Consider the following 20,541-nt stretch of genomic DNA (forward strand, 5'->3'; position numbering starts at 1 on the left):
TCAGCTCTCCCAGCCCGGTTGGTACAGTTTGCCGTGGGCCTTGTCGAGCGCCGCGCGGACTGCTGGCGAGTGCTGGTAGATGTCGATGAACTTGGCCAGGCGTGGGTCATCCTTGTTTTGCGGGCGAATGACGAACTGGATCACGTATTCCTTGTGATCGAGGCCATCGAACAGCAGCGCCGAGGTGGCATCGAAGGTGTTGGCCAGGCGGATGTAGGCCGGATAGCCCTGTACCAGATCGGCATCGTCATAGGCACGTACCAGCTGCACCGCTTCGACCTGAAGGATCTTGAGCTGCTTGGGGTTGCTGACGATGTCGTCTTCGCTGGCTTTGTAGCCGACGCCCGGCTTGAGGGTAATCAGGCCGGCCTTGGCCAGTAGCTGCAGGCCGCGTCCGCTGTTGATCGGGTCGTTGGCGATGGCCACGCTGGCGCCGTTGGGCAGCTCGTCGAAGCTTTTGTACTTTTTCGAGTACAGGCCAACGTTATTGATGATGCCCGGGGCGAGCGGTACCAGGTCAAAACCGGCGGCCGCCTTGGCGTTTTCCAGGAAGGGAATGTGCTGGAAGTAGTTCACGTCGATGTCACCGCTGGCGAGGCTGACATTCGGTGCGATCCAGTCGCTGAACTCGATCAGTTCAACCTCCAGTCCCTGTTTCTTCGCTTCGCTGACGGCCGCTTCCAGCGGGATGGCGAAGGCGGCGGTGGTGCCGACCTTCAAGGCATCAGCGGCCTGGGCCGCGCTCAGCAGACCAAGGCTCAAGGCCAGTGCCGCGACGGGGCGGGCAAGAAAAGTTTTAAGCATGCTGTGGCGCTCCAGTCGGGGTGGTGTGGCGGTAGCTGGCGCCGGGGTGATCGGCGGGCAGCAGAGGGTTGTCGGTGGCGAAGAGTTTTTCGCGCAGGCTGCCTGGTTCGTAGGCGGTTTTGTACGAACCACGGCGCTGCAGTTCGGGGATCACCAGGTCGATGAAATCGACATAGCTCTCCGGGGTTACCGTGCGGGTCAGGTTGAAGCCATCCAGGCCGGTTTCGGCAATCCAGCTTTCCAATTCGTCGGCCACCTGGGTCGGTGAGCCCACCAGGGTGATGTAGCGGCCGCCAAGGGCGTGCTGGTCAAGGAGCTTGCGCCGGGTCCAGTCGTTGTTCTGCAGGGCTTTGGTTGCCGACTGGATGGCGTTGCTTTTGACGTACTGGATCGGCTCGTCCAGTTCGTAGGCGGAAAAGTCGATGCCGGTCGAGCTGGAAAAATGCGCGACACCGGCCTCGGCGCTGGCGTAGCGCAGATATTCGGCGTGCTTGGCATGGGCTTGCTCTTCGCTGCGGGCGACGATCACGGTCAGGCCCATGAACACCTTGATGGCTTCAGGGTCACGGCCAGCGGCCACGGCAGCGGCACGCACCTTGTTGACCTGGGCGCGGGTGGCGGCTTTGCTCTGGCCACTGATGAACACGCACTCGGCGTGACTGCCGGCAAAGCCCAGGCCGCGCTCGGAGCTGCCGGCCTGGAACAGGACCGGGGTGCGCTGTGGCGAGGGCTCGCACAGGTGATAGCCCTCGACGCGGTAGAACTCACCCTGATGGTTGACCTTGTGCACCTTGTCCGGGCGGGCATAGACCCGTTGCTGGCGATCATTGACCACCGCGTCGTTGTCCCAGCTGCCTTCCAGCAGTTTGTACAGCACCTGCAGGTATTCGTCGGCCTGGTCGTAGCGGCGGTCGTGCTCTGCCTGTTGCTCAAGGCCCATGGCCCGGGCGGCGCTGTCGAGGTAGCCGGTGACAATGTTCCAGCCCACCCGGCCACGGCTCAGGTGATCGAGGGTCGAGAGCTTGCGGGCGAAGAGGTACGGCGCCTCGTAGGTCAGGTTGGCGGTCAGGCCGAAACCCAGGTGGCGAGTGACGGCGGCCATGGCCGAGACCAGCAGCAGCGGGTCGTTGACCGGCAGCTGGATCGACTCTTTGAGCGGCACCTCGACGCTGTTCTGGTAAACATCGTAAACGCCGACGATATCGGCGATGAACAGCCCGTCGAACAACCCGCGCTCGAGCAGTTGTGCCAGTTCGGTCCAGTACTCCAGCTGTTTGTACTGGCTGGAAGTGTCGCGCGGATGGGTCCACAGGCCGTGGTTGATGTGGCCAATGCAGTTCATGTTGAAGGCATTGAGGAGGATTTTTTTCTTCGCCATCAGATGGTCCCCCGCAGTGGTGGGTTCTCATCGTTGAGGTAGTAGTTGCCGATGGCGTGGTACTTCCAGCGCACCGGGTCGTGCAGGGTGTGCACGCGGGCGTTGCGCCAGTGGCGGTCAAGGCCATGTTCGGCCAGGGTGGCCTGGCTGCCGGCCAGTTCGAACAGGGTGGTGCCTGCGGCCAGGGAAATCTCGGTGCTGATTGCCCGCGCTTCGGCCACCGCGATAGAGGCGGCGGCCACGCTGCTGGCCGTGAGATCGGCCTGGGCGCGGTCCAGGTAGTGGCCTGCGCGTTCCAACAGGGCTTCGGCCGCGTGCAGGCGGATAGCCAGATGGCCGAACGACTTCAGGGTCAAGGGGTCGTCGCTGGCGTTGTCGCTGCCTGAGTCGATCCACGGGCGGCTGCGGGTGCGTACGAACTGCAAGGCATCTTCGTAGGCGGCGCGGGCAATCCCGGTGTCGATGGCGGCATGAAGAATCTGCGCCAGCGGGCCGACGCTGGTCGGACGCTCGAAGGCGCTCTGGAATGGCACCACATCGTCGGCAGCAACCGCGACATTGTCGAATACCACCGAGCCACTGCCGGTGGTGCGTTGGCCAAAGCCGCTCCAGTCGTCGATCACTTGCAGCCCGCTGCTGTCGGCTGGCACAAAAGCCAGGTGCTGCACGCCGTGCTCATCAACCACTGAGGTGGGAATACGCTGGGCATAAATAGCGCCGGTGGCGTAGAACTTGCGCCCGTTGATTCGGTAACCCTCACCGTCCCGGCTCAGGGCGGTGGTGCGGTCGTGTGCGGTTTTGGTGCCCAGTTCGGCGAGGGCATTGCCAAAGCGTTTACCGGCCAGCACTTCGGCGTACAGACGCTGTTGTTGCTGTGGGCTGCCATTTACCCGCAGCACTTCCAAGGCATAGAAATGGTTCTGTGGAATTTGTCCGAGCGAGGCGTCGGCCTGGGCGATACGGGCGATGACTTTGGCCAGGGTGACGTTTGACACGCCAGCGCCACCAAAGGCTTTCGGGACGCTGATGCCCCATAGCCCGGAACGGCTGAACAGGGCCAGCTCCGGGTGCGGCAGGCGGCGTTCGCGGTCGCGCAGCGCGCTGTCGCGGCGCAGCTCGCCTGCCAGTTCTTCGACAACCTGCAATGCCTGGGCGTCAGTGTGGATGACCGCGACGTTTTCGTGCGGTTGCGGCAGATGGCTCATAAATAGGCTCCAGTGGTCTGGTCAGATCCAGGAATGCCGGGCAGGCAAAGTACCGTTGAGGTGGTAGGCACCGACGGCGTGGTATTTCCAGCGCACCGGGTCGTGGAGGGTGTGGACGCGGGCATTGCGCCAATGCCGGTCGAGGTTGAACTCGGCCAGGGTGGCGCGGCTGCCGGCCAGCTCGAAGAGCTTCTCGCTGGCCAGCAGGGCGATCTCGGTGGTCAGCACCTTGGCTTCGGCCACGGCAATCGAGGCGCGGGCCGCCGACGCGGCGTCCACCGGTGCGGCATCGACCTCATCCAGAGTGCGCGCAGCCTTGCTCAGCAACGCCTGCGCAGCATGCAGCTCAAGTTGCAGGCGGCCGATATCGGCGATCACGTAGAGGTCATCGCTGGCACGTTCGACCTTGGCATCGATCCACGGCCGTGATTTTTCCCGCACAAAGCTGATGGCATCGGCCACCGCCGCTTCGGCAATGCCGGCATCGATGGCCGCCTGAATCAATTGCGAAACGGCGCCCTGGATGTTCGGCACCTCGTTCTGGCGCCAGTTGTCGATCACCAGCTCCGGTTCGACCTGAACCCGATCGAGCAATACGGTGCCAGAGGCGGTGGTGCGCTGGCCGAAGCCAGACCAGTCATCGACGATACGCAGCCCAGGGGTGCCACGGCGCACGAAGGCCATGACCTGACGACCGTCATCGTTCAACGCTTTGACTGCAACCCAGTGAGCGAACAGGGCGCCAGTGGAATAGAACTTCTGGCCGCTGAGCACATAGTGATCGCCCTCGCGGGTGATCCGCGCCTTGAGCTCCAGGGTGTTCTTGCTGCCGCGCTCAGGCCCGGCATTGCCGATTCGCCAGCCGTCGAGCACCGACTTGAACAGCAGTTCCTGCTGGCGCGGGCTGGCGCTGCCTTTGAGCAGTTGCAGAATGCCGAACTGGTTTTGCGGGATCTGCCCCAACGCCGGGTCGGCGGCGCTGATGATGCGAAACACGTCGGCAAGGGTGACAAACGAAACCTGCGCACCGCCGAAGGCACGGGAAATGGAAATACTGCCCAAGCCGCTGCGGGTGAACTGCTCGATTTCGGCCCAGGGCAACTTGCGTTGCTGGTCGCGTCGGGCGGCCTGGCTGCGGGCCGCTTCGGCCAGCTCATGGGCGGCCTGCAGCGCTTGCGCATCGTTGACCAGCACCTTGGCGGGCAACAGCAGCGGGGCGCTGTCCAGGTCACTGTGGACGTTGATATCTGCCAGACTGGACATCAGTACTGCTCCTTGGCTGTACTCAATGCCCTGGCGTTACGCACTGGGGTGATTGTGTTCCTGACCATACCTTACCTCACGTATTAGAAAGGTCGGCGCGCGCTGCGCCGACGGAAATGCGCTGGTCCGGTGGTCCGGTTCATATACCCTAATGCTGTATAAAAATTAAATAAACTAACCTTTTGGAATATACATAGAAGTACTCACGGATCGCCCGCTGAACACCCGGAGCGCTGTGCACGGCGCCCACTGCGAGCGATTGCCGACCCGGTCGAGGATGCAGTAGCTCAGTTCCAGGTGCGGGTCGGCACCGCACTCTTGAATCAGCGTTTGTGGGATTTTCGCCGCAACCGGATGGCCGATTTGCGCGCGTTTCAGCGGCGGCAGGTCGAGGCGCAGGTCACCCCAGCGCAGGGTGATCTGGTCGCCTTCGGCCATGTTGCCGTAAGGGGCCAGGCTACACGCCAGGTCGCCTGTCAGGGTTTCCAGGCACAGGCCTTCGCGACGTAACCGACGTGGCAGCTGCAGGGGTTGCAGGCGGTGTTCTGCGCCATTGCCGCCGGGGCAATCGAGTTTGACCAGCACCTGCCGCTCAGGGGATCTCAACGGGCGGTTGTTGGGCTTGAACAGGCGGTAATGCAGGCGCTGGATACCGTTGTGCAGCATGCCGCCGGGAATGCGCAACTCTACGTAGCCCGTTGCTTGCCCGGCTTGCAGGGTATGGGCGGTGACAAAACGCTGCCCCCAGAACAGCGCGATCAGATCGCCGGCTTCCATCGGCGGCTCAATCGGTATGCGCGCCCGCAGCCGGGCAGCGCTGTGCCGTCCGATTCCGGCGGCATTGATACCAGGCAGGGCAGGGAGGGGAAGTTGGATTGCTGGGCTGACAGACATGGCGCACATCCTTGGCTTGAGTCGCTGCGGGAATGGCGGTTATTGGCCAGCAGGCGCAGCGGATCAAGCCCGGTCACTGCCCTTTGCGCGGCAGCGACGAACTTCGGAACAGGCCTACGGCGCTATGGCAGGCAGCAGGCGTGCGCGGGGGACAGGGTCTGTTGGGGAACTCAGTACCCGGTGTTCTGGGTGCCGAGGAACTTGCCGAGGAACTGACGGGTGCGTTCTTCCCGGGGATGGGCAAACAACGCGCGGGCCTCGCCCTGTTCGACGATCACACCCTTGTCGAAAAAGATCACCCGGTTGGCAACATCCCGGGCAAAGCTCATTTCGTGGGTAACGATGATCATGGTGCGGCGTTCTTCGGCCAGGCCGCGAATGGTCGCCAGCACCTCGCCGACCAGTTCGGGGTCCAGGGCTGAGGTCGGTTCATCGAACAGAATCACCTCAGGCTCCATGGCCAGGGCGCGGGCTATCGCCACCCGCTGTTGCTGGCCTCCGGAGAGCTTGCGCGGGTACGAAGCTTCCTTGCCTGCCAGGCCAACCTTGGCCAGCAGCTTCATGCCCAGGGCCACGGCTTGTTCACGCGGGGTCTTCTTGACCACCAACGGGCCTTCGATGACGTTTTCCAGTGCCGTGCGATGCGGGAACAGGTTGAAGTTCTGAAACACAAAGCCGACCTGTTGGCGCAGTTTGCGGATCAGGCCTTGCTGCTGGTTGAGCGGGCGAGCGGCATCGATCTCCACGTCGCCGACCTGAATGCGGCCGCTGCTCGGGGTTTCCAGCAGGTTCAGGCAGCGCAGGAAGGTGGTTTTGCCCGAACCACTGGGGCCGATGATGGCGATGACTTCACCGGCCTCGACCTTCAGGCTGATGTCGTTCAGTACGGTCTGGCCATTGAACTGCTTGCTCAGTCGCTCTACCACGATCATGCCTCAGGACTCCTGGTCGTGCCGGTTGACCCGCGCTTCCAGGCGGTTCTGCAGGTGCGCAAGAACGCTGGCCAGCACCCAGTAGATCAGTGCGGCGGCAAGGTACATGGTGAAAATTTCGAAGGTCCGTGCGGTGATCAACTGCGCCTGGCGGAACAGTTCCGGTACCTGGATGGTGGCGGCCAGGGCCGTGTCCTTGACCAGCGAAATGAAGCTGTTGCCCAGCGGCGGAAGGGCGGTGCGCGCGGCTTGCGGCAGGATTGCCCGGCGCATCGCCTGGCCCCGGGTCATGCCGATACTGGCTGCCGCCTCCCATTGGCCGCGATCGATCGAGCCGATGGCGGCGCGCAGGATTTCACAGGCATAAGCGGCCATATTCAACGAGAAGCCGATCAGCGCCGCTGGCAATGGGTCCAGCTCGATGCCCAGTTGCGGCAGGCCGTAATAGATCATGAACAGCTGCACCAGCAGCGGCGTGCCGCGAAAGAACGACACGTATACCCGCGCTGTCCAGCTCAGCAGCTTGAGCGACGACAGGCGCATCAGCGCCAGGCCAAAACCCAGCAACAGGCCGAAGAACATTCCGCCGAGGCTGAGAATGACCGTGTAGTACGCGCCCTTGAGCAAAAAGGGCGCGCTGTCGAGCGCAAGCTGCAGACTTTCTTCGATCATTTAGTCACGTCGTCGCCAAAGTACTTCTCGGACAACTTGGCCAGGGTGCCGTCAGCGCGCAGTTTATCCAGGGCCTTGTTGAGGGCGTCGAGCAGTTCCGGTTCACCCTTGCGCAGGGCGATGCCGGCTTCCTGACGGGAGAAGGCTTCGCCGGTGACGCTGGTGTCCTTGGCTTTTTTCGCGTATTCCAGGGCGGCGAGGCGGTCGATCAGGGTGGCGTCGATGCGGCCTACGCGCAGGTCCTGGAACTTGCTGGGGTCGTCGTCGTAGGTTTTGATGACTGCCTGCGGGACGTTCTCTTTGAGCCACTGCTCGTAGTTGGTGCCCAGGCCCACACCGACCTTTTTGCCGGCCAGATCGGCGGCAGACTTGATGTTCAGCTCATCCTTTTTCTTGGTCAGCACCAGCGCCTGAATACCGGAGACGGTGTAGGGCTGGGAGAAGTCGTATTTCTTTTTGCGCTCTTCGGAAATGGTCACCTGGTTGATCACCACATCCAGGCGTTTGGACTCCAGCGCGGCAAGAATGCCATCCCATTTGGTCGGTTGCAGCTTGGCTTTGACCCCCAGCTCCTTGGCCAGCGCCTCGGACAGCTCCACCTCGAAACCGGCCAGCTTGCCGTCGGCATCGACGAAGCTGAACGGCGGGTAAGTACCTTCCAGGCCGACGCTGATCGTGCCCTTGTCCTTGATCGCCTGCAATTGCTCGCCGGCAATGGCCTGACCGAGCAAGCTGGCGCCGAGCAGCAGGACGACGCCTGCGTGGATAATCTGTTTAGCGATTACTGTCATGACCAAGCCCCAATGTTGTTGTGTCGTGGATGGCGACTATAGGGTGACGCTAATAGGCTTAAAAATAATATAAATTCATTTTCTTATGCCTTTAGTGCACAAGCAGTTCAACTATTCCAGACCTCAGGGTAGGCGAATAATGCCGGAGCCCCACCGGTATGCAGGAAAATCAGCGGACCCTCGTCGAATCGCTGCCGGGAAATGCCGTCGAGCAGGCCGGCCATGGCCTTGCCGGTGTATACCGGATCGAGTAACAAGCCTTCCTGACTCGCCAGCAGGCGAATCGCGGCAAGGGTGCCAGCGTTCGGCTCGCCATAGCGTGGGGCGAAATACTCGTCCCACAGTTCGACGTTGAACGCCTCTGGCAGGCGTACACCCAGAAGTTCTGCCGTACGCTCGGCCAGGCCTTGCACTTTCGGCCGTTGCGCTTCGTCGCTACGCGACACGGTGACGCCGATCACTGGCAATTGCGGCAAGGTTTGCGCCAGGGCCAGGGCCAGGCCGCTGTGGGTACCGGCGCTGCCGGAGGCGAGGACCACGCCAGCGAAACGTTGACCGCTTTCTTTGATCTGCTCGGCCAGCTCCAGCCCGGCGCGTACATAGCCCAGGGCGCCGAGCGCGTTGGAGCCGCCAATCGGCACGATGTAGGGTTTGCGGCCGCTGGCGTGCAGACGCACTGCCAGGGCTTGCAGCAGCTCATCAGCGTTGTCGAGGTTATCCACCCGCTCGACCTTGGCATCGAACAGCTCCAGCAGCAGACGGTTACCGTTGCCCTGGTAGTTGAGAGAGTCGGTGTTGATCGGGTTTTCCAGCAGTGCGACACAGTTGAGGCCCAACTGCGCGGCCAGCGCTGCGGTCTGGCGTACATGGTTGGACTGAATCGCGCCGGCAGTGACCAGGGTATCGGCGCCCTTGCTCAGGGCATCGGCGGCCAGGTATTCGAGTTTGCGCAGCTTGTTGCCACCCAGGGCGAGCGGTGTGCAGTCGTCGCGTTTTACATAGATATCTCGGCCGGTCCAGGCCGAGAGGCGCTGCAGCTTTTGCAGCGGGGTGGGGGCGCCAAGCAGGTCGAGACGATTGAAGCGTGAAAGCTGTCGGTCGATCATGGCGAATCATCTGTAGGGAAAATCCGACTATAGGCAGGCCCGGCCCGGTGAGCAAATTCTGCGCTTGTGCTCCTGTGTAGGAGCGGGCTTGCCCCGCGATTGCGGTTTGTCTGTTTCACCGCATCGCGGGGCAATCCCGCTCCCACCCATGAAAAAGCTGTTTTTTCCCTGACCGCCATTTGCCGTACAGTGGTTGTCTATCTGGCGGCTTTCTCATTCCATTACCGCCGCCGCGGCAGGAGACGTAACCGTGAGCGAAAACGCGCAAACAGGGCATTGGCAACTGCAAAGCATCGTAGCCGACTTGCGTAGCGCCCGAGATGTATGGCGCAGCAGCAATGGTCGCAGCAGTGGTGAACAGGGCGGGCGTGAGTTGCCTTCGCGTGAAGCCATGCGCCATATCCTTGAACAACTGTGCGGGGCATTGTTTCCCATGCGCCTGGGGCCGGTGGACCTGCGCGAGGAGAGCGAAGATTTCTACGTCGGGCATACCCTCGACTCGGCCCTGACCGCCTTGCTGGCGCAGGCGCGTCTGGAATTGCGCTACGTTGCCCGTCATGGCAAGTGCAACACCGCGGAAGTCGATGCCAAGGCACTGCGCTTGATCCAGGACTTCGCCGCGGCGCTGCCGGGCCTGCGCCGTTTGCTCGACACCGATGTGCTGGCAGCTTTCCACGGCGACCCGGCGGCGCGCAGCGTTGATGAAGTGCTGCTGTGCTATCCAGGCATTCTGGCGGTCATTCACCACCGCCTGGCCCATCACCTTTACCGTGCCGGCTTGCCGTTGCTGGCGCGGATCAGCTCGGAACTGGCGCATTCGGCGACCGGTATCGATATCCACCCGGGCGCGCAGATCGGCCCGAGTTTCTTTATCGACCATGGCACCGGTGTGGTCATCGGCGAAACCGCGATCATTGGCGAGCGGGTACGCATCTACCAGGCTGTGACCCTGGGGGCCAAGCGCTTCCCGGCAGACGAAGACGGGCAACTGCTCAAAGGCCAGCCGCGTCATCCGATCGTCGAGGACGACGTGGTGATTTATGCCGGTGCTACGATTCTTGGACGCATCACCATTGGTAAAGGCTCGACCATCGGCGGCAACGTCTGGTTGACCCGCAGCGTGGTACCGGGCAGCAACCTGACCCAGGCTAACCTGCAGCATGATGATGGTGCTCAGAAGTAAGGATTAGAGGGCTTTTCGCGGGGCAAGCCCGCTCCTACAACAGTCATCTGTGGGAGCGGGCTTGCCCCGCGATGGTCGCATTACGGACCCCATCCATGTTTAACTTGAACGCTTGTTCAAGTTAAAACGGTGGTCCGCTGCCGGCGTTCAACAGGAGGAAACCCTTTGCTGAACCCGTTCAATCCGAGCTTTTCCCCTCATTTCGAGGTGCACGTTTAATGGGTGCACCGAGTTCTTTATCCAGCGGCAAGATCCGCATGAATCCGCCCGTTTTCTATTTCTCGGCGGGCTTTATTCTTATTTTCGCGTTGGTGGTCATCAGCAATCCGCAAGCAGCGGGTGAATGGTTGCTGGCCGCACAAAACTGGGCAGCCAACACCGTCGGCTGGTACTACATGCTGGCGATGACCCTGTACCTGGTCTTCGTGGTGGTCACCGCCTTGTCTGGCTACGGCAAGATCAAACTCGGTGCCGACCACGACGAGCCCGAGTTCAGCTATTTGTCCTGGGCCGGCATGCTGTTCGCGGCGGGCATCAGCATCACCCTGTTCTTCTTTTGCGTCTCCGAACCACTGACCCACATGCTGCAGCCACCGCAAGGCGAGGCCGGTACCGTCGAGGCCGGGCGTCAGGCGATGGAGCTGCTGTTCCTGCATTGGGGCCTGCATGGTTGGGGCGTGTTTGCCTTCGTCGGTATGGCCTTGGCGTACTTTGCCTACCGTCACAACCTGCCACTGGCGTTGCGCTCGGCGCTCTATCCGCTGATCGGCAAGCGCATCAACGGGCCCATCGGTTACGCGGTGGACGGCTTCGGCATCATCGCCACGGTGTTCGGCCTCGGCGCTGACATGGGCTTTGGCGTATTGCACCTGAACTCCGGGCTCGATTACCTGTTCGGCATTGCCCACACCCAATGGGTGCAGGTGGTGCTGATCACCCTGATGATGGGCGCAGCGGTGGCTGTCGCTGTGGCCGGGGTCGAGAAGGGCGTGCGGGTGATGTCGGACATCAACATGGTCCTGGCCTGCGCGCTGCTGTTGTTCGTGCTGTTCGCCGGGCCTACCCAGCACCTGTTCAACACCTTGATCCAGAACCTTGGTGACTACCTCGGCGCGTTGCCGCGCAAGAGCTTCGATGTCTATGCCTATAACGAGGCCCAGGACTGGCTGGGTGGCTGGACCGTGTTCTATTGGGCCTGGTGGATTGCCTGGGCGCCCTTTGTCGGCCTGTTCATTGCGCGGATCTCCCGTGGCCGCACGATCCGTGAGTTTGTCTTCGGTGTGCTGCTGATTCCGTTGGGCTTCACCCTGGCGTGGATGTCGATCTTCGGCAACAGCGCTATTACCCAGGTGCTCGACAATGGCATGACCGCGCTCGGCCAGTCGGCCCTCGACAACCCGTCGATGACCCTTTACCTGCTGCTGGAAACCTACCCGTGGAGCAAGGCGGTCATTGCCGTCACGGTGTTTATCAGCTTTGTGTTCTTCGTCACCTCGGCCGACTCTGGCACCGTGGTGCTCTCGACCCTGTCGGCGCGTGGCGGCAACCCGGATGAAGACGGGCCGAACTGGTTGCGGGTGTTCTGGGGCGCGATGACCGCCCTGGTGACCATCGGCCTGTTGTTCGCCGGCAGCATCGACTCGTTGAAGTCGGCGGTAGTGCTGACCTCGTTGCCGTTCTCGGTGATTTTGCTGGCGATGATGTGGGGGCTGCACAAGGCGTTCTACCTGGAGTCGCAACGCCAGATCGCGCAGATGCATTCGTTGGCACCGTTCGCCAACTCGCGCCGTGGACGTGGTGGCTGGCGCCAGCGTTTGAGCCAGGCGGTGCATTTTCCGTCGCGCGATGAAGTCTACCGTTTCATGGATGACGTGGTGCGCCCGGCGATTGCCGAGGTCACTGAGGTGTTTGTCGAGAAGGGCTTGAACGTCATTACTCAGGAAGACCCGAGCCATGACAACGTCAGCCTGAAGATCGGCCATGGTGAGGAACAGCCGTTTATCTATCAGGTGCAGATGCGGGGTTACTTCACACCGTCATTCGCCCTGGCCGGGCTGGGTACCCAGGAGTTGAAGAACCGGCGCTACTACCGCGCCGAGGTGCACCTCAGTGAAGGCAGCCAGGACTATGACCTGGTCGGCTACAGCAAGGAGCAGATCATCAACGACATCCTCGATCAGTACGAGCGGCACCTGCAGTATCTGCATTTGGTGCGTTGATCGTGTCGCGGGGCAAGCCCGCTCCCACAGAGGGATGACAACCCAAACTGTGGGAGCGGGCTTGCCCCGCGATCTACCCTGTCAAAACGGCGCATCCCCGAGAATCGTCGCCCGATGCATCACCCGCCGCTGCGGCCGGTAATCATCCACGGCGTAATGCTGGGTGACGCGATTGTCCCAGAACGCCACGTCGTTTTCCTGCCAGCGCCAGCGAATGGTGAACTCCGGACGCGTGGCGTGGGCGAACAGCAGCTTGAGGATCGCCTCACTCTCCGCCTCGCTCAGCTCATTGATCCGCGTGGTGAAGCCTTCATTGACGAACAGCGACTTGCGCCCGCTGACCGGGTGAGTGCGAATCACCGGGTGTGACAACGGTGGATTGTTGCGCCGCGTTGCTTCCCAGCGCTGCAGATCTTCAGGGGTGGTGCCGAAGCGCTCCAGCGGAAATGACTTGGTGAAGTCATGGGTTGCGGTCAAGCCATCGAGCAACTGCTGCAGTGGCGCTGACAACGCCTCGAACGCAGCAATGCCGCTGGCCCACAAAGTGTCGCCACCATACGCCGGTAGCTGCTTGGCGCTGAGCACCGCGCCCAATGCCGGGGTGGGCAGGAAGGTGACGTCGGTGTGCCAGATGGCATTGTCGCGCACATCGGTAACGGCGGTGTCGAGCACCAGCACCTGCGGGGTTTCCGGCACATTGGGGTAGATCGGGTGAATGTGCAGGTCGCCAAAGCGTGCGGCGAACGCGGCCTGTTGTTGCGGACTGATCGGCTGGTCACGGAAAAACAGCACCTGATGCTTGAGCAGGGCGTGTTCGATCGCGTCACGCTGTTCGCTGTTGATCTCGCGGTTCAGGTCAATACCGCTGATCTGTGCGCCGAGTGCAGTGCTCAGCGGAGTAATGGTCAGGCTCATGGTTGTTCTCGACTTGTCTTCAATGACTCTGGCCGTGCCAGGGCACCAATTTGCGCTGCAGGGCGCGCAGGCTCATTTCCAGGGCGAAGGCGATCAACGCGATCACCAGGATGCCCAGTACCACCACATCCGTAACCAGGAACTGCGCCGCCGACTGCACCATAAAGCCCAGGCCGCTGGTGGCGGCGATCAGTTCGGCGGCTACCAGGGTTGACCAGCCGACACCGAGGCCGATGCGCACGCCGGTCAGAATGTCGGGCAGGGCGCTGGGCAGAATGACGTGGCGCACCAGCTGCGCACGGGTAGCCCCCAGCGATTGCGCCGCGCGCAGCTTGGCCGGGTCGACCGTGCGCACGCCGGTGGCAGTGGCAATGGCAATCGGGGCGAAGATCGCCAGGTAGATCAACAGCACCTTCGACAGCTCACCAATACCGCACCAGATCACAATCAGTGGCAGGTAGGCGAGGGGCGGAATCGGCCGGTAGAACTCGATCAGCGGATCGAGAATGCCGCGGGCGATACGGTTGTGACCAATCGCGATGCCAATCGGAATGGCGGTGACAATCGCCGCAGCCAGCGCCAGGCCGATGCGCCCCAGGCTTGCACCGAGGTGCTGCCACAGGGTCGATTCCATATAGCCTTGGGTCAGCAACAACCAGGCCTTGCTCAACACCGCCTCAGGAGACGGCAAAAACAATGGCTCGATCCACTCGGCGGCGGTCACCGCCCACCACAGCAGGAGCAGCGCGGCGAGGGTCAGGCCGCTGATCCAGCGGGTGCTCAGGGAGCGTGGGGTTACCGCAGCCGATGTTGAGGGGCTGCGCTGTTTGGCCGCCACCGGCAGGTCCAGGCTGCTCATGCGAACTCCTGCCGCGGTGCGGCGCTGCGTTGAGAAAACACCCGGCTCAGCACGTGCTCGCGGGTTTCGATAAAGCGCGGGTCAGACTTGATCGCCCGGGCCGACTCGCCTGCGGCATAGCGCTGGCCGAAGTCCAACTGCAGGCGTTCGACAATCTGCCCGGGGTTGGGCGCCAGCAGAATCAGGTCGGTGGCGAGGAACACCGCTTCTTCGATGTCGTGGGTAATCAGGAACACCGGTTTGGCGGTGCGCTGCCAAACCTGCAACAGCAGCTCCTGCATCTGTTCACGGGTAAAGGCATCGAGGGCGCCGAAAGGCTCGTCCATCAACAGCACCCGCGGATCGGCCGCCAATGCACGGGCCAGGCCCACGCGCTGCTTCTGGCCGCCAGACAACTGCCAGATGCGTCGCGCGCCGAAATCGGCCAGGTCGACCAGGGCGAGTATTTCCCGGGCTTTGCGCTCACGCTCGGGGCGTGGCACACCGGCCAGTTCAAGGCCGAAGGCGACGTTGCCGAGCACATCCTGCCAAGGCAACAAGGCATCGTCCTGGAACACCACGCCACGCTCGGCACTCGGCCCTTGCACCGGTACACCGTCGAGGGTGATACGCCCGCTGCTGGGGGTGACGAAACCGGCAATCAGGTTGAGCAGCGAGGTCTTGCCGCTGCCCGAAGGGCCGAGGGCCACCAACAACTGCTGTGGGCCCAGGCTCAGGTTGATATCGGCCAGCACCGCGTCGGCGGCGCCGGGGTACTGTGCGCTGATGCGCTCCAGCTCTAGCAATGCCATGACAAACTCCGATCAATTGGCTGCGGGATCGCGGGGCAAGCCCGCTCCTACAGTGGGCTTGCCCCGCGATACAGATCACTGCACGAAGCGCGCACTCACAAACGGTGCGTAATCCGGCAGCACGGCCTCGACCTTGCCCTGCTCCTTGAGGAAGGTTGCGGTGTTGGTAATCGCCTGAGTGGTCGGTGTACCAAGCGCTACGACCTGATCGGCAGCCAACGGGTAAACGTTGCCTTGCAGCAAGGCTGGAATGTCAGTGGCCTTGGCGCCGGAAAGCTTGACCAGCTTGTCGACGTTGCTCTGATTGGCCAGCCAGGCTTGTGGATCTTTGCGGTAGTCGGCGTAGGCATCGAGGGTGACTTTGGCGAAGGCTTTGACGATGTCCGGATGCTTGGCAGCGAAGTCCTTGCGCACAATCCAGGCGTCGAAGGTGGGTGCGCCTTTCTCGGCCAGCTCACCCGAGGTAATCAGCACCTTGCCATTCTCTTTGGCCACACCCAGGGCTGGGTCCCATACGTAAGTGGCATCAATGTCACCGCGCTTCCAGGCGGCGATGATCGCTGGTGGCGCCAGGTTGAGGATCTGCACCTTGGCCGGGTCGATGTTCCACTGCTTGAGTGCCGCCAGCAGGCTGTAGTGCCCGGTCGATACGAAAGGCACGGCGATCTTCTTGCCGATCAGGTCTTGCGGCGAGTTGATCCCTGCACCCTCACGGGCCACCAGCGCTTCGGCCGCGCCGATCTGGGTGGCGATCAGAAAGGTTTCCACCGGCAGCTTGCGGGTAGCCGCGGCCGCCAGTGGGCTGGAGCCGAGGTAGCCGATCTGCACGTCGCCCGAGGCCACGGCGGTGATCACATCGGCGCCGCTGTCGAATTTGCGCCAGTCGATGCTGGCCTTGCTGGCTTTTTCATAGTCGCCGTTCACCTGGGCGACTTTCGCCGGGTCAACGGTGGTTTGGTAGGCGACGGTCAGGTCGGCCGCCTGAGCGAACCAACTGGCGCCAGCCAGGGTCAGGGCGGCGAACAGGCGCAACGGAGCGTGCAGGGTCATGGTGAACTCCTTCTCAGGCGGGTCGGTGAGAGACGATGAGATGGAGACTAAATGATCTAAAAATCTAAAAATAAATAACTTTTTAGCATTAGCTTAGGAGCCAATCGCTTTAAGGCGACTGGCGTGGCGCCGAACAGGACTGCGAATGGTTTGATCTAACAGGGAGAGCGCTAATAGCCTTTAGGAATTAGCTTATGTGCCGATAACGACAGCGGAGAAAATATCGGTTCATATTCCGTAATAATCTGAAAATTTACGAAATAAGTCTTTTTGGATTTATAGGATTGTCATTATCCTTGACCGCAATGGCTGGCGCATTAGACCAAAGTAGTGAAATGAATAGTTACGATTGACTTGACGGTCACGCTTTGGTGCTAATCGCCAATCGACGTCGAGCGGGACGATAGATCCTGCCGTAAGCGACACACAAAAATTAGAAATCAGAGGAGCAAAACATGTACAAGTCGACCCTGGCATTCGCCGTGGCCGTAGGGGTGCTTGCCCAGCAAGCAAACGCTGCCGGTTTCGTTGAAGACAGCAAGCTGTCGCTCAGTTCGCGGACCATGTATTTCGATAACGACGACCGTGAAACCGGAGGCTCCAGCAGCCGTGAGTCTGGCCAAGGGTTCAAGCTGGATTACCTGTCCGGCTACACTCAAGGCACCGTAGGCTTCGGTGTTGACGTTCAGGCGCTGTGGGGTATTCATCTGGATGGTGGCAAAGGCCATCACCCGAACAGCAGTACTTTCTTCCCAAGCGATTCCGACGGCTCGGCTGTTGATCAGTGGGCACGTATCGGCGGTAACGCCAAAGCGCGTTTCTCCAAAACTGAAGCCCGCTTCGGCAGCGCCTTGGCACCTAACCTGCCAATCCTGGTTGCCAACGACGGTCGTCTGCTGCCACAAACCTTTGAAGGTGGCACCATTCAGTCGAAGGAAATCGACAACCTGACTCTGAACGCCGGTCAGCTGACCCACGCCATGGGTCGTGCGTCGAGCAACCGTACCGGTCTGGCCGTTGCCGGTGGTACTCAGGACAGCAACAAGTTCCAGTTCGCTGGTGGCGACTGGAAGGTCACCAAAGACCTGACCCTGCAGTACTACTACGCAAACCTGGAAGACTACTACAAGCAGCACTTCCTGGGCCTGACCCACGTTTTCCCGATTGCTGAAGACCAGTCCTTCAAAACCGACCTGCGCTACTTCGACAGCAGCAGCGACGGCGCGAACGGTGATGCCACTCACTTCTTCAACAACAACGGCGGTTATGCCAAGAACAAAGGCGAGGTCGACAACAAGACCTGGAGCGCCATGTTCACTTACACCCTGGGTGGTCACTCGTTCTTGCTCGGTCACCAGCAGGTCGGTGATGACGGTGGTTTCGTCTACCTGGGCCAAGGTGATGTCTTGCGAGATGGCACCAACCGCAACGAAGGCAACGGCGGTTCGAGCTTCTACCTGTTCACCGATAGCATGATCAACTCCTTCGTTCGTGCTGGCGAGAACACCACGTTCGGTCAGTATGCGTATGACTTCGCACGACTGGGCGTGCCGGGCCTGAAGGCTTCGGTCAACTACCTGCGTGGTGATGACGTTCGTTACAAGTCTGGCAACGGCACTTATGACGAGTGGGAGCGTGACGCTCGTGTCGACTACGTCATTCAGGAAGGCGCCCTTAAAGGTCTGGGCGCCAGCCTGCGTCACGGTGTTTACCGTGGCGAAGGCAGTGAGTCTGCTCGCGACCAGGACCAGACCCGCCTGATCTTCAACTACACTTACAGCTTCATGTAAGTCCGGTTGAAACGAGAAGCCTCGCCTAGTGCGAGGCTTTTTTTTACCTGCTCGCCAATAGCGTTAAAAGTTATAAATAAATCAATATTTATTCTTTTTGTTTTTATCACGGTGCAGGCACAGTAACCCCATCACGTACTCAGCCAAGGAGCCGCACCATGAGCCTCAGACTCGGCGATATCGCCCCCGACTTCGAACAGGAATCCAGCGCCGGCAAGATCCGTTTCCATGAATGGCTGGGTAACAGCTGGGGCGTGCTGTTCTCGCACCCGGCCGACTTCACCCCGGTGTGCACCACCGAGCTTGGCTTTACCGCCAAGCTCAAGGAGCAGTTCGCCGAGCGCGGGGTCAAAGCCATTGCCCTGTCGGTAGACCCGGTGGATTCGCACCACCGCTGGATCGAAGACATCAACGAAACCCAGAACACCATCGTCAACTTCCCGATCCTGGCCGATGCCGATCGCAAGGTGTCCGACCTGTACGACCTGATTCATCCCAATGCCAGCGACACCCTGACGGTGCGCTCGTTGTTCGTGATCGACCCGAACAAGAAGATCCGCCTGACCATCACTTACCCGGCCAGTACCGGGCGCAACTTCCACGAGATTCTGCGGGTGATCGACTCGCTGCAACTGACCGACAACCACAAGGTGGCCACGCCGGCCAACTGGCAGGACGGTGACGAGGTGGTGATCGTGCCGTCGCTCAAGGATGAAGACGAGATCAAACAACGCTTTCCAAAAGGCTACCGGGCGGTCAAACCGTACCTGCGTTTGACCCCACAGCCTAATCGTTGATGAGCTGATCGCGGGGCAAGCCCGCTCCCACAGAACCTGTAGGAGCGGGCTTGCCCCGCGATTTTTTCAATAGCTCGAAAACGAATAAACAAATGAAAAAATATGATTTATTGATATATGCGGCAGGCTGTTAAGGTCACTGCATTCCAGCGAGAACTCAACCTCGCGGCCTTTTAGAACACGATCAAGGATACGCGCCAATGTTGGTTGTTTCTGTCGGTGGTAGTCCCAGCCTGCGCTCACGCTCCGGTGTATTGCTTGAACGCAGTCGCCAGTGGCTGCAAGGTCAGGGCGTTGAAGTGGTGACGTTCCATGTGCGCGACTTCCCTGCCGAAGACCTGCTGCATGCGCGATTCGATAGCCCCAAGGTGCAGCATTTCCTGCAATTGGTAGAGCAGGCTGACGGCCTGATCGTCGCCACACCGGTGTACAAGGCATCGTTTGCCGGTGCGCTGAAAACCCTGCTCGACCTGCTGCCTGAGCGCGCCCTGAACCACAAGGTGGTATTGCCCATCGCTACCGGTGGCAGCATCGCCCATATGCTGGCGGTGGACTACGCCCTCAAACCGGTGCTGTCTGCGCTCAAGGCCCAGGAAACCCTGCAAGGGATCTTCGCCGACGACAGCCAGATCGCCTACGGCCAAGGCAGCGCTGCCGCGCAATTGGCACCGGTGCTGGAGCAACGCTTGCACGAATCGCTCGAACTGTTTCACAGCGCCCTGGCACGCCGACCGAAACCGGTCGCGCCCGGTGTACTGAACGAACGCCTGCTCAGTGCTCGCTGGAGCATCTGAGTTTCCTCAACCGTTTTACTGCAACTCCCACCTTACTCGCCCGCCAACGGGCAAGCAGGTGCAGCCTGAACCCAACCGCAAAAGGAGAGCGCTATGCGCACTGTCATTTTGCGTCGTGGTCTGGTCGCTCTGTTTGCTGCGGCTGTGTCCTTCGGCGCTATTACTCAAGCTCAGGCAGAAAGCCTGCGTATCGGTTATCAAAAGTACGGCACCCTGGTGCTGCTCAAGGCCAAAGGCTCGCTGGAGAAGCGCTTGGCCGCCCAAGGCATCCAGGTGCAATGGACGGAGTTTCCCGGCGGCCCGCAGCTGCTGGAAGGCTTGAACGTCGGCTCCATCGATTTTGGTGTCACCGGTGAAACCCCGCCCGTATTTGCCCAGGCCGCCGGTGCCGACCTGCTGTATGTCGCTTACGAGCCGCCCGCGCCACACAGTGAAGCGATCCTGGTGCCCAAGGGCTCGTCGATCCAGTCGGTGAAAGACCTCAAGGGCAAGAAAGTCGCGCTGAACAAAGGCTCCAACGTGCACTACCTGCTGGTCCGTGCGCTGGAAGATGCCGGCCTCAAATACTCCGACATCCAGCCGGTGTTCCTGCCGCCTGCCGATGCCCGCGCCGCTTTCGAGCGTGGCAGTGTCGATGCCTGGGTGATCTGGGACCCCTATCAGGCCGCTGCTGAACAGCAATTGCAGGCCCGTACCCTGCGTGACGGCAAGGGCATCGTCGACAACCACCAGTTCTACCTGGCAACCAAGCCTTACGCGCAAAAACACCCTGAGGTGATCAGCGTGCTGGTGGACGAAGTGCGTGCGGTCGGCGAATGGTCGAAGGCCAACCCGCAAGAGGTGACCGATCAGGTTGCGCCGCTGCTGGGCTTGCCAGCTGACATCACCCTGACTTCGGTGAAACGCCAGGGTTACGGCGCTCACTTCCTGACCCCGGATGTGGTCAGTGCCCAGCAGAAAATCGCCGACACCTTCCACACGCTCAAGCTGATTCCCAAGCCGTTGAGCATCAAGGATGTGATCTGGACTCCCCCGGCCAAGGTTGCCACCGCGCCTTGACGATTTGCCTGCGCCGGGCGCTGTGCCCGGCTTGCGTTC

Annotated in this window: 19 protein-coding genes; 6 read left to right on the forward strand and 13 right to left on the reverse strand. The window is 61.2% G+C overall.

Annotated elements, in window-relative coordinates; translation table 11 throughout:
- From ACVWSC_RS01065 to ACVWSC_RS01105, 9 genes are all read right to left on the reverse strand, one after another.
- Positions 1-804 (reverse strand): MetQ/NlpA family ABC transporter substrate-binding protein, encoded by an 804-nt coding sequence (locus ACVWSC_RS01065; protein ID WP_442111435.1) that lies wholly within the window; start codon positions 802-804, stop codon positions 1-3.
- Positions 797-2,182 (reverse strand): LLM class flavin-dependent oxidoreductase, encoded by a 1,386-nt coding sequence (locus tag ACVWSC_RS01070; protein WP_442111437.1) that lies wholly within the window; start codon positions 2,180-2,182, stop codon positions 797-799. Before ACVWSC_RS01070 ends, ACVWSC_RS01065 begins: the two co-directional genes overlap by 8 nt.
- Positions 2,182-3,387, reverse strand: coding sequence for an SfnB family sulfur acquisition oxidoreductase (locus ACVWSC_RS01075; protein ID WP_442111439.1), 1,206 nt, complete (start codon positions 3,385-3,387; stop codon positions 2,182-2,184). The genes ACVWSC_RS01070 and ACVWSC_RS01075 overlap by 1 nt, the downstream gene beginning before the upstream one ends.
- A 21-nt stretch (positions 3,388-3,408) precedes the next feature.
- Positions 3,409-4,650 carry an SfnB family sulfur acquisition oxidoreductase gene (locus ACVWSC_RS01080; RefSeq protein ID WP_442111441.1) on the reverse strand — a complete coding sequence of 414 codons (1,242 nt, stop codon included), beginning with the start codon at positions 4,648-4,650 and terminating at the stop codon, positions 3,409-3,411.
- 174 nt (positions 4,651-4,824) lie between these two features.
- Positions 4,825-5,544 carry a hypothetical protein gene (locus ACVWSC_RS01085; RefSeq protein WP_442111442.1) on the reverse strand — a complete coding sequence of 240 codons (720 nt, stop codon included), beginning with the start codon at positions 5,542-5,544 and terminating at the stop codon, positions 4,825-4,827.
- 170 nt (positions 5,545-5,714) lie between these two features.
- Positions 5,715-6,476, reverse strand: a complete 762-nt coding sequence (gene tcyN, locus ACVWSC_RS01090) for an L-cystine ABC transporter ATP-binding protein TcyN (protein WP_442111444.1) — start codon at positions 6,474-6,476, stop codon at positions 5,715-5,717.
- Between the two features lie 3 nt (positions 6,477-6,479).
- Positions 6,480-7,148, reverse strand: a complete 669-nt coding sequence (tcyL, locus tag ACVWSC_RS01095; RefSeq protein WP_442111446.1) for a cystine ABC transporter permease — start codon at positions 7,146-7,148, stop codon at positions 6,480-6,482.
- The gene (gene tcyJ / locus ACVWSC_RS01100) at positions 7,145-7,939 is read right to left on the reverse strand and encodes a cystine ABC transporter substrate-binding protein (protein ID WP_442111448.1); all 795 of its coding nucleotides are present in this window, start codon (positions 7,937-7,939) and stop codon (positions 7,145-7,147) included. The genes tcyL and tcyJ overlap by 4 nt, the downstream gene beginning before the upstream one ends.
- A gap of 107 nt (positions 7,940-8,046) precedes the next feature.
- Complete coding sequence (locus ACVWSC_RS01105) at positions 8,047-9,045, reverse strand: D-cysteine desulfhydrase (RefSeq protein ID WP_442111450.1); 999 nt, start codon at positions 9,043-9,045, stop codon at positions 8,047-8,049.
- Positions 9,046-9,295: 250 nt separating this feature from the next.
- On the opposite strand from ACVWSC_RS01105, the gene epsC reads away from it, so the two are divergent.
- Both epsC and betT read left to right on the forward strand, forming a co-directional pair.
- On the forward strand, positions 9,296-10,228 hold the full coding sequence (epsC, locus tag ACVWSC_RS01110) for a serine O-acetyltransferase EpsC (protein ID WP_442111452.1): 933 nt from the start codon (positions 9,296-9,298) through the stop codon (positions 10,226-10,228).
- A 257-nt stretch (positions 10,229-10,485) separates the two neighbouring features.
- A complete protein-coding gene (gene betT / locus ACVWSC_RS01115; RefSeq protein ID WP_442111454.1) occupies positions 10,486-12,447 on the forward strand; it encodes a choline transporter BetT in 1,962 nt (653 codons plus the stop codon).
- A gap of 81 nt (positions 12,448-12,528) precedes the next feature.
- On the opposite strand, the gene tauD is transcribed toward betT, so the two are convergent.
- The 4 genes from tauD to tauA form a co-directional block, all read right to left on the reverse strand.
- A complete protein-coding gene (tauD, locus tag ACVWSC_RS01120; protein ID WP_442111456.1) occupies positions 12,529-13,362 on the reverse strand; it encodes a taurine dioxygenase in 834 nt (277 codons plus the stop codon).
- A 19-nt stretch (positions 13,363-13,381) separates the two neighbouring features.
- Positions 13,382-14,221: a taurine ABC transporter permease TauC gene (gene tauC, locus ACVWSC_RS01125; RefSeq protein WP_442111458.1), complete on the reverse strand. Its 840-nt coding sequence runs from the start codon at positions 14,219-14,221 to the stop codon at positions 13,382-13,384.
- The gene (gene tauB / locus ACVWSC_RS01130) at positions 14,218-15,012 is read right to left on the reverse strand and encodes a taurine ABC transporter ATP-binding subunit (RefSeq protein WP_442111460.1); all 795 of its coding nucleotides are present in this window, start codon (positions 15,010-15,012) and stop codon (positions 14,218-14,220) included. The genes tauC and tauB overlap by 4 nt, the downstream gene beginning before the upstream one ends.
- Before the next feature lie 75 nt (positions 15,013-15,087).
- Positions 15,088-16,062: a taurine ABC transporter substrate-binding protein gene (tauA, locus tag ACVWSC_RS01135; protein WP_442111462.1), complete on the reverse strand. Its 975-nt coding sequence runs from the start codon at positions 16,060-16,062 to the stop codon at positions 15,088-15,090.
- A gap of 455 nt (positions 16,063-16,517) precedes the next feature.
- On the opposite strand from tauA, the gene ACVWSC_RS01140 reads away from it, so the two are divergent.
- From ACVWSC_RS01140 to ACVWSC_RS01155, 4 genes are all read left to right on the forward strand, one after another.
- Positions 16,518-17,852 (forward strand): OprD family porin, encoded by a 1,335-nt coding sequence (locus ACVWSC_RS01140; RefSeq protein ID WP_442111464.1) that lies wholly within the window; start codon positions 16,518-16,520, stop codon positions 17,850-17,852.
- 158 nt (positions 17,853-18,010) lie between these two features.
- A complete protein-coding gene (locus tag ACVWSC_RS01145; protein ID WP_442111466.1) occupies positions 18,011-18,649 on the forward strand; it encodes a peroxiredoxin in 639 nt (212 codons plus the stop codon).
- A gap of 200 nt (positions 18,650-18,849) precedes the next feature.
- The gene (gene ssuE, locus ACVWSC_RS01150; protein ID WP_442111468.1) at positions 18,850-19,443 is read left to right on the forward strand and encodes an NADPH-dependent FMN reductase; all 594 of its coding nucleotides are present in this window, start codon (positions 18,850-18,852) and stop codon (positions 19,441-19,443) included.
- Between the two features lie 93 nt (positions 19,444-19,536).
- A complete protein-coding gene (locus ACVWSC_RS01155) occupies positions 19,537-20,502 on the forward strand; it encodes a sulfonate ABC transporter substrate-binding protein (protein WP_442111470.1) in 966 nt (321 codons plus the stop codon).
- Positions 20,503-20,541 lie beyond the last annotated feature (39 nt).

This window comes from Pseudomonas sp. NUPR-002 (genome assembly GCF_056322725.1).

Bases quoted from the DNA above. Each gene is read 5' to 3' on its own strand.
- ACVWSC_RS01065 (WP_442111435.1), bottom strand. From the start codon at position 804: ATGCTTAAAACTTTTCTTGCCCGCCCCGTCGCGGCACTGGCCTTGAGC.
- ACVWSC_RS01070 (WP_442111437.1), bottom strand. From the start codon at position 2,182: ATGGCGAAGAAAAAAATCCTCCTCAATGCCTTCAACATGAACTGCATT.
- ACVWSC_RS01075 (WP_442111439.1), bottom strand. From the start codon at position 3,387: ATGAGCCATCTGCCGCAACCGCACGAAAACGTCGCGGTCATCCACACT.
- ACVWSC_RS01080 (WP_442111441.1), bottom strand. From the start codon at position 4,650: ATGTCCAGTCTGGCAGATATCAACGTCCACAGTGACCTGGACAGCGCC.
- ACVWSC_RS01085 (WP_442111442.1), bottom strand. From the start codon at position 5,544: ATGTCTGTCAGCCCAGCAATCCAACTTCCCCTCCCTGCCCTGCCTGGT.
- tcyN (WP_442111444.1), bottom strand. From the start codon at position 6,476: ATGATCGTGGTAGAGCGACTGAGCAAGCAGTTCAATGGCCAGACCGTA.
- tcyL (WP_442111446.1), bottom strand. From the start codon at position 7,148: ATGATCGAAGAAAGTCTGCAGCTTGCGCTCGACAGCGCGCCCTTTTTG.
- tcyJ (WP_442111448.1), bottom strand. From the start codon at position 7,939: ATGACAGTAATCGCTAAACAGATTATCCACGCAGGCGTCGTCCTGCTG.
- ACVWSC_RS01105 (WP_442111450.1), bottom strand. From the start codon at position 9,045: ATGATCGACCGACAGCTTTCACGCTTCAATCGTCTCGACCTGCTTGGC.
- betT (WP_442111454.1), top strand. From the start codon at position 10,486: ATGAATCCGCCCGTTTTCTATTTCTCGGCGGGCTTTATTCTTATTTTC.
- tauD (WP_442111456.1), bottom strand. From the start codon at position 13,362: ATGAGCCTGACCATTACTCCGCTGAGCACTGCACTCGGCGCACAGATC.
- tauC (WP_442111458.1), bottom strand. From the start codon at position 14,221: ATGAGCAGCCTGGACCTGCCGGTGGCGGCCAAACAGCGCAGCCCCTCA.
- tauB (WP_442111460.1), bottom strand. From the start codon at position 15,012: ATGGCATTGCTAGAGCTGGAGCGCATCAGCGCACAGTACCCCGGCGCC.
- tauA (WP_442111462.1), bottom strand. From the start codon at position 16,062: ATGACCCTGCACGCTCCGTTGCGCCTGTTCGCCGCCCTGACCCTGGCT.
- ACVWSC_RS01140 (WP_442111464.1), top strand. From the start codon at position 16,518: ATGTACAAGTCGACCCTGGCATTCGCCGTGGCCGTAGGGGTGCTTGCC.
- ACVWSC_RS01145 (WP_442111466.1), top strand. From the start codon at position 18,011: ATGAGCCTCAGACTCGGCGATATCGCCCCCGACTTCGAACAGGAATCC.
- ssuE (WP_442111468.1), top strand. From the start codon at position 18,850: ATGTTGGTTGTTTCTGTCGGTGGTAGTCCCAGCCTGCGCTCACGCTCC.
- ACVWSC_RS01155 (WP_442111470.1), top strand. From the start codon at position 19,537: ATGCGCACTGTCATTTTGCGTCGTGGTCTGGTCGCTCTGTTTGCTGCG.